This is a genomic window from Halalkalibacter kiskunsagensis, assembly GCF_037027555.1.
GTDB lineage: Bacteria > Bacillota > Bacilli > Bacillales > Bacillaceae_D > Halalkalibacter > Halalkalibacter kiskunsagensis.
The window spans coordinates 133176-140303 of record NZ_JAXBLX010000007.1 but is presented as its reverse complement, the minus strand read 5'-3'; the positions used below and the strand labels follow the sequence as shown (position 1 = coordinate 140303).

The window sequence follows — 7128 nt, the reverse complement described above, 5'->3', positions numbered from 1 at the left end:
GATTTGGGGAGGTACTTCCTTTTTTATGCCTTGGAACCCTTGAGACACAAGGGATGATATTTATGAAATTCACTCAAGTTACGTTTTAATAATTTTTTTATGACCAATATTCCTTATCTTTCAACAAAAGTAATATCGATAATCATTATCAGTGTATGTTCATTATAGTCTCTATTTACGCAGACATCAATCACTTTTCTGTTTCTTCTTAGTAGGTTTACTCACCAAAAATGAGGGAGGTCTAATTAGATCTCCCTCATTCAAATAACCTTTGCTTATCCTTCAAAAGTGATAATAGCGTCTCAAGCAACATATTTGCTCCTTGTTCACATTCTTCCCATGTTGTTTCCTCTTCTTCACAGTGACTTTTTCCGTTTTTACTTGGTACAAATAACATAACCGAAGGACAAATCTTATTAATAAATTGAGCATCGTGTCCTGCCCAGCTAATCATTTTTTGTACGAATATCCTAAGCTTTTTGCCGCTTCACTAGCAACTGGACTAATCCTTCATCAAACCAAACCGTGTCTCGAAACCACATTCGAATTACTAGCCAAATATAAAAAAACCGATCCCCATCTAGATCGGCATGCAAGTCATTCATCAAAATTAATCAAACCAACCTTCTTCTTTTAACCATTCTTCCACTACTTCATGTGATTTACAAAAATTTAAATCTATTTCTGCGTTTAATTCTGACATTCCAAAGTCAGTAAGAGAGCCCTTAATACCTTTTCTAATTCAAGATGAGTTTCTAGCACTTCATTACGAACAACAGGTATCACATATCATATAGAGGGAAGAAGTTTATGTCATAACAGACATTTGATTCGTCCACCATTCGAACGTAGCATCAGGTTATTTTTTTTGGTCTAACATTTTGGCGACTGTATCAAAGCGAATTGAGCCTGAGTCATTAATAATCGTTTGAACAATTTGATCTTCCATTTCCTTGCTAACTTTTTTATTTGCTACTCTTGAAACTTCTTGTATTAACTTTCTAACTGTCTTTTCATCTCGTAAATTTGCTTGTTGAAATGAGTTTGCCAGTTTTACTACTTCTGTCATCTTTACCCCTGTTTTCTTTTCGATATTTTGAAAAAGAAAATTACCCATCAACTTCAAATCCCCCCTATCTATAGTAGATTAGTAACTGTCAATTATCATGCACCTTTAGTAACCGAAGTCTTCAATAGATGTTTCAATAAAACAAGAAAGATAAACAATTTTGCAATTAACTAAAAAGCCAACGGTTCCATGTTTGTTCCCAAGATTTAAAGCCCCCTTAAATCGAAGATAGGAATTAACAGTGATACCACTTCTCTCTTGTACTATATGCAATAAAAACACAAGATGTTTGGGTTTATGTCAGTAGACATGAAAAAAACATCACTAATTAAGTGATGTTCTAAAGAAGCTTGATTGTAGCTCTTTTTACTTATGATATATTCGCGAAAAACATTTGCTAACAATTGTTTTATTTGTCCTCTACTTTTTAGAAGAACCAAATAAAATGATTTGCCATGGATCAACGACTTCTTCTTGCTGTGCTTCTACTTTGCTTTCTTCTTGTTTGGTAGTTTCTTGCTTTTTATGATCGTCTCCATAAATTTTCAGTAGTGGTTTTTCCATTCCCTTTCTCCTTTTTGCAGATTTAGTATTACTTTATGGAGAGAAACATTAAAATGATTGGGTTTAGAAGTAAAAAGTTAAAGAATCATCACTTTATCCAATTTATGAAAAAAACGTTTCGATTGAAAAGGCTGATGTTCAGCATCTTTGCTTAATTGCAGAAATTCCTGAATTTCCATACTAACTTCTTCCTCAAGTGAGTGAATTCCAAGTACTGGCTCATTTTTATATTCATTTACTAGCCATGTAGCTAACCTGCTCGGTGATCGTAAAACGTTAAATGATGTTATAACGTGTTCAACACTTATTGATTCAAGCAATCTCAATGATTGTTCTAGTTTTAAAAAACTCATATCATCATTTTCAATCCAGCTTGATTCTAGAGTTGTTAAAATATGTTGCATTTTTTCTTTCGTACTTGAATCAAACTGATCTCTTAACGGTAATTGATCAAGTAAAAGCCCAAAATTTTGGTCCCCTAACATAATTGTTTTAGGCTCCATTTCTTCTATCTTATAATAGCCGATAAACGCAGTTGGTAGAAATATATATTGAACAAAACCAATAACGGCCTTTATATTTGGAAAAAGCAAACGAATCGATTCATGCTGTCCAGAATATCGATTTAAAATTTGTCCAACAAAAATTAAATCATTTTGCTTATAAACTTGGTTAACAGGAGAAAGCCAATAATCCCCGTTTTGAGTTTTAACTTTCCAATAGTCCGGATATCGATATTTACTCATCTTGCACCTTCTCTCCTTGTCTTTTCATTTTTAAAAAAGATATAGGCAGTCCTATTCAAAGTACAAGAGTTTGCCTAACGTTGTCAATTGGACAAGTCAATTATGATAGAATTTCTTATATGATTTCCAAATAACTAACCTGTCATACTTGGAACTAGAAAAAGAGAAGCAAAAGTTTATCGATAAGAGGATCATTATTAAAGAGGGAGTTGCTTATAGGGGAACGTCATTATCTTTAACCATATCAAACATTCGTTCTTATTACAATGAAATCTCCTAATAATGCAGGGTTATTTATCGAATAATACTTACACAATTTCGCTAACAAGAGGCATGAACTCATTTACAAAGCACCCTAATTATACATTAGTCTGTAAAAGCCTAGAAAGAAACAATTCCTCTTTCTTACAAAATCTATTTTCACTGTGCAAAAAAATAGAGTACCCTAGTAAACTATTCATTACATGCATTTACAAAAGATTGATGAACAATTGCTGTTAATTCTTGATGCTCGGTTAGACTTGGCAGGATAATAGATACCCCTCCTACTTTTGTTATGGCCTTTACGAAACTGTGAGAAAGAGTTATTGCTTATCATTCTCTAATGTTGTAATACAAATAACTGGTCTCAGGTCTGACACCACCCTTTTTACCTATTCTATGTATTATCTATACGTAACTCAGAAGAAAAAGTTAATCCAATAGAAGTTTTAAAAAAGAAGTATTACATAAGTTTTATAGAGGGTATTGAAATATAGAAGAGACATTTCTAAAACACCCTCTAAAGCCATAAGCCTAGTTCCATATCAGTTTGAAAACATTTCAACAAAATAGTTATTCAAGATTATGGTCTTCTATTAGCCAATCTTCCTCGACAAACTCATGATTCATTGTTACACCTGTTTCATACCCTTCACTTGCAGCCCCAATTAATCCAGTAAATCTTTTGGCTGCATCTCCAATAATATAAAGACCATCTATGTTTGTTTTCCCATGCTCTTTTGTTTCAAAAGCTCCTTTTTCATTTAACTTTACGCCAAGCTTTTCTGGAAGCATCGTCGCTTGTTCGGCTCCTGTATTGACTAAGAAGGCAGCTTTTCGTTTGAGAGACTCTCCATCAGCAAAAACCAATTTTTCTAAAACTCCATCAGTTGATGTTAATTCACTTATCTTGGCCTCAACAAGTCGAACTTTATGTCGCTCTAATTCCTTTTTCTCTTGCTTTGTCAAAACAGCTGGTCCATTCGTGGCAACAACTAAATCTTGACTCCAGTTATAAATTAACCGAATATAATGGATGAGATTTTTTTCGTTTCCAATGACGGCAAGTGGTTGATCTCGGTGCTCCCACGCATCACAATACGGACAAGAAAACACTGACTTTCCGTACGTTTGACTCAGTCCAGAAATAGAAGGTAAATGCTCTTTTAAACCTGTAGCAAAAATCATTTTTCGACTCACAATCACCATTTCATTTTGTGTTGTTGTTATAAAAGTACCCATTTCTTTTTCAACATTTTCAACGAGATCATTCACTATTGACACATTGTCATACTTCTTCATTTGTTCCTGTGCTAATTTACGAAGTTCAAAAGGCTTTATGCCATCTCTCGTTAAAAAACCATGTGACTCATATGTCACTTCATTTCTAGGATGTCCTGAATCAATTAATACAACGCTCCTACATGACCGTCCAAGTACCAAAGCGGCACTTAATCCCCCAGGTCCCCCACCAACAATAACAACATCAACCGTTCGATGTCTCATACATACTCCCCTTTCTACTCACGTTTGTTGAATCAAAAACTTCAATAAAAAAAGGCAGACCTAGTCTGCCCCTTTTTTCCATATTCTACTCTTCGTCCCAAACTTTCACTTCTTGCATCGTATCGCCTTGCTTAATACGGTAAACTGAATCAAGCCCTTCTACAACTTGTCCAAACACCGTATGCACGCCATCTAAATGTGGTTGTGGCTCATGAACGATGAAGAATTGACTTCCACCTGTATCTTTTCCAGCATGTGCCATTGATAGCGTTCCTGCCACGTGTTTATGTGGGTTATTTGCTGTTTCACATTTGATTGTGTAACCAGGACCACCAGTACCATTTCCAGTTGGGCAACCACCCTGAGCAACAAATCCAGGAATTACACGGTGAAATGTTAGGCCGTTATAGAAGCCTTCCTTAGCAAGCTTTTCAAAATTCTCCACGTGCCCAGGTGCAGCTTCAGGAAAAAATTCAATAACAAGCTTCTCACCATTTTCAAACGAAATAGAACCTTTTTTCATATGTATAGCCTCCAATTTGGATAGATTCACCTTATTGTACACGATTCGCTTTCTAATGTGAAATCTAATGAACGAAAATAAAGTTCAGCTCTCTTCATCTGGCCGAAGCTCCTTTTCTTAGCCGGAGTTCTCTCTTCTTTCTCTTCTTGGCCGAAGCTCCCTCCTCAAAAAAGACCAAAAAAGAAGCTGCTAAGAAATGTGCTTCTTAACAGCTTCAATCGAATTAATTTCCTCTTGCTTGCTTCACAGCTTCGACAAATCGTTTAGACTTTTCCGTTATCGAAAGCAGTGCATCATCATCAATTTTTGATGGAACGAGTGTACTACCGACTCCAAGACCAACAGCACCTGCCTTTATATAGTCAGCGGCATTGTCTAAATCAATGCCACCAGTTACCATTAGTGGAATATGTGGGAGAGGACCTTTTACATTTTTGATATAAGAAGAACCAACTGCATTTGCAGGGAACACTTTGATTAAGTCCGCACCATTTTCATAAGCAGTTAAAATTTCTGTTGGCGTAAATGCTCCTGGGATGCTTAACACACCATAGCGTTTGGACATCCTAATTGTTTCAACATTAACTGTTGGCGAGAAGACGAATCTTGCTCCAGATAAAATCGCTGCTCTTGCTGTTTCAGGATCAAGCACTGTTCCAGCACCAATGATCACATCCTCATTCTCAAGTTCAGTTGCAGCCTTCTCAATAATGGACATCGCTTTTGGTGTTTCCACTGTTATTTCAAGCGCTTTCACTCCACCTTCACGTAACGCTTTCCCAATTTCTACAATGTTCTCTAGTTTCGATCCTCTAATAACGGCTACAATACCGCTTTCTGTAATTTGTTCTAATAAATTCATGGTTTCCTCCATATAGACCTTGTCACTTTTATTTTGTAGCTGTTGCGGCAAATTTTTTAACACTATCTTTCATACCACATTTTAAAATCCCACTAATACATTCGACAAGTAATGCGTTCATTCCTTCTAATTCGTTTAAATCTCTTCCCCAAAGCTCATGATTTTGCAAAATTCCGGTTACCAATTGGCTTACATTTTCGCTTTTTGCAAACTGCTCCCAGGCTTGAGAAAGTGCTGTAATTGCTTCCTTATTATCTCGGATCGTATATTCATCATCGCCTCGTTTTCCAATTAGGAATTCTCCATCTTGTCGATCGGAACGATAATAAATAATAAGAGCAGCGAGTGAAAACACAATGGAGCGTGGTAGCTTTTGGTTTACTTGCACATAATCTAGCAATGTAGGAACTAATCTTGATTTAAACTTATAAACTGCATTCATACCGATATCGACTAAGTAGTGCTTGTTGTATGGATTTAAAAATCGTTCGATTACTGAATCTGCGAATTGTCGTTTTTCTTCTTCATCCATGTTTACAACAGGAAGAATCTCTTCATTCATAGCTGATTTCACGAATTCACCAAGATCTGCATCTTCCATTGCTTCTAAAACTGTGTCAACACCTGATAAGTAACATGCAGCAAACATCAATGTGTGAGGACCATTCAACAGTCGAACTTTTAATTCACGATAAGGAGTCACATCGCCCCATTTCACGTTAAGCCCAGCTTTATGAAATGGCAAACATTCTGCAACATCCTCACCTGCCTCAATGGCAAACATATGATACGGTTCTCCAGAGGTTAATAGAATGTCTTCGTAACCGAGTAATTCATAGTATTCTTTAATGTTATCTTTTGGATAACCTGTCACAATGCGGTCAACCAAAGAGTTACAAAATTGGTTATGCTCCTCTACCCATTGACTAAATGCAGCAGGGAATTTCCACTCACCCGCGTAACGTAGCACTAGTTCTTTTAATAAATCTCCATTTCCTTCAACGAGTTCACAAGGGATGATGACCATTCCTGCGTCAGGACTAGCATTCATAACATTATAACGATGGTATAGGAATGCTGTTACTTTACCAGGAAAGGAAAGCGGGGAATCATTTTCTTCGTACTCTTCTTGTAAATACGTCAGACCAGCTTCTGTCGTATTGGAAAAGATGAATTGAATATCAGGAGATTCCGCCACTTTTAAAACTTGATCCCAATCGCTATACGGGTTGATTCCACGTGAGATAGATGAAATGATTTCATTACTTTCAACAACGTGGCCGTTCTCGATTCCTCTTAATGCAAGTGTGTAAAGTCCATCTTGTGTATTGAGCTTTGGAACAACTCTTCCATGTGGAGTTGGCTGTATCGCTACAACTTTCCCATTAAACAAACTTTGTTTATTCGCCTCATGTACCATCCAATCAACAAACCCGCGTAAGAAATTTCCTTCGCCAAATTGAATGATTTTCTCTGGGAGGTTCTCTTGATAGTCGTAAGTCACATGAACCGGAAGCTCTTCTGCCTTAATAGAACGGTTTAATGATTTCAACACGATCACTCCTTATTAAAAAATGTTTTAGAAGATATAGAGTTT

The 7128-nt window shown here is 36.3% G+C and carries 8 protein-coding genes; all 8 read right to left on the bottom strand.

All coding sequences use genetic code 11. The features are described 5' to 3' along the window. Positions 1–256 precede the first annotated feature (256 nt). The gene (locus SLH51_RS06105) at positions 257–454 is read right to left on the bottom strand and encodes a M20/M25/M40 family metallo-hydrolase (RefSeq protein ID WP_335959931.1); all 198 of its coding nucleotides are present in this window, start codon (positions 452–454) and stop codon (positions 257–259) included. A gap of 405 nt (positions 455–859) precedes the next feature. Beyond that, complete coding sequence (gene spoVIF / locus SLH51_RS06100) at positions 860–1117, bottom strand: sporulation-specific transcription regulator SpoVIF (protein ID WP_335959930.1); 258 nt, start codon at positions 1115–1117, stop codon at positions 860–862. Between the two features lie 372 nt (positions 1118–1489). After that, positions 1490–1633, bottom strand: a complete 144-nt coding sequence (locus SLH51_RS06095; RefSeq protein WP_335959929.1) for a hypothetical protein — start codon at positions 1631–1633, stop codon at positions 1490–1492. A gap of 77 nt (positions 1634–1710) precedes the next feature. Then, entirely contained in the window at positions 1711–2379 is a 669-nt protein-coding gene (locus tag SLH51_RS06090) for a hypothetical protein (RefSeq protein ID WP_335959927.1), read from the bottom strand. An 834-nt stretch (positions 2380–3213) separates the two neighbouring features. Beyond that, on the bottom strand, positions 3214–4146 hold the full coding sequence (locus tag SLH51_RS06085; protein WP_335959924.1) for an NAD(P)/FAD-dependent oxidoreductase: 933 nt from the start codon (positions 4144–4146) through the stop codon (positions 3214–3216). Between the two features lie 85 nt (positions 4147–4231). Further along, positions 4232–4669: a peptidylprolyl isomerase gene (locus SLH51_RS06080; RefSeq protein WP_335959923.1), complete on the bottom strand. Its 438-nt coding sequence runs from the start codon at positions 4667–4669 to the stop codon at positions 4232–4234. Between the two features lie 223 nt (positions 4670–4892). Then, the gene (locus SLH51_RS06075; protein WP_335959921.1) at positions 4893–5531 is read right to left on the bottom strand and encodes a bifunctional 4-hydroxy-2-oxoglutarate aldolase/2-dehydro-3-deoxy-phosphogluconate aldolase; all 639 of its coding nucleotides are present in this window, start codon (positions 5529–5531) and stop codon (positions 4893–4895) included. A gap of 28 nt (positions 5532–5559) precedes the next feature. Beyond that, a complete protein-coding gene (locus SLH51_RS06070) occupies positions 5560–7083 on the bottom strand; it encodes a tagaturonate reductase (RefSeq protein WP_335959920.1) in 1524 nt (507 codons plus the stop codon). Positions 7084–7128 lie beyond the last annotated feature (45 nt).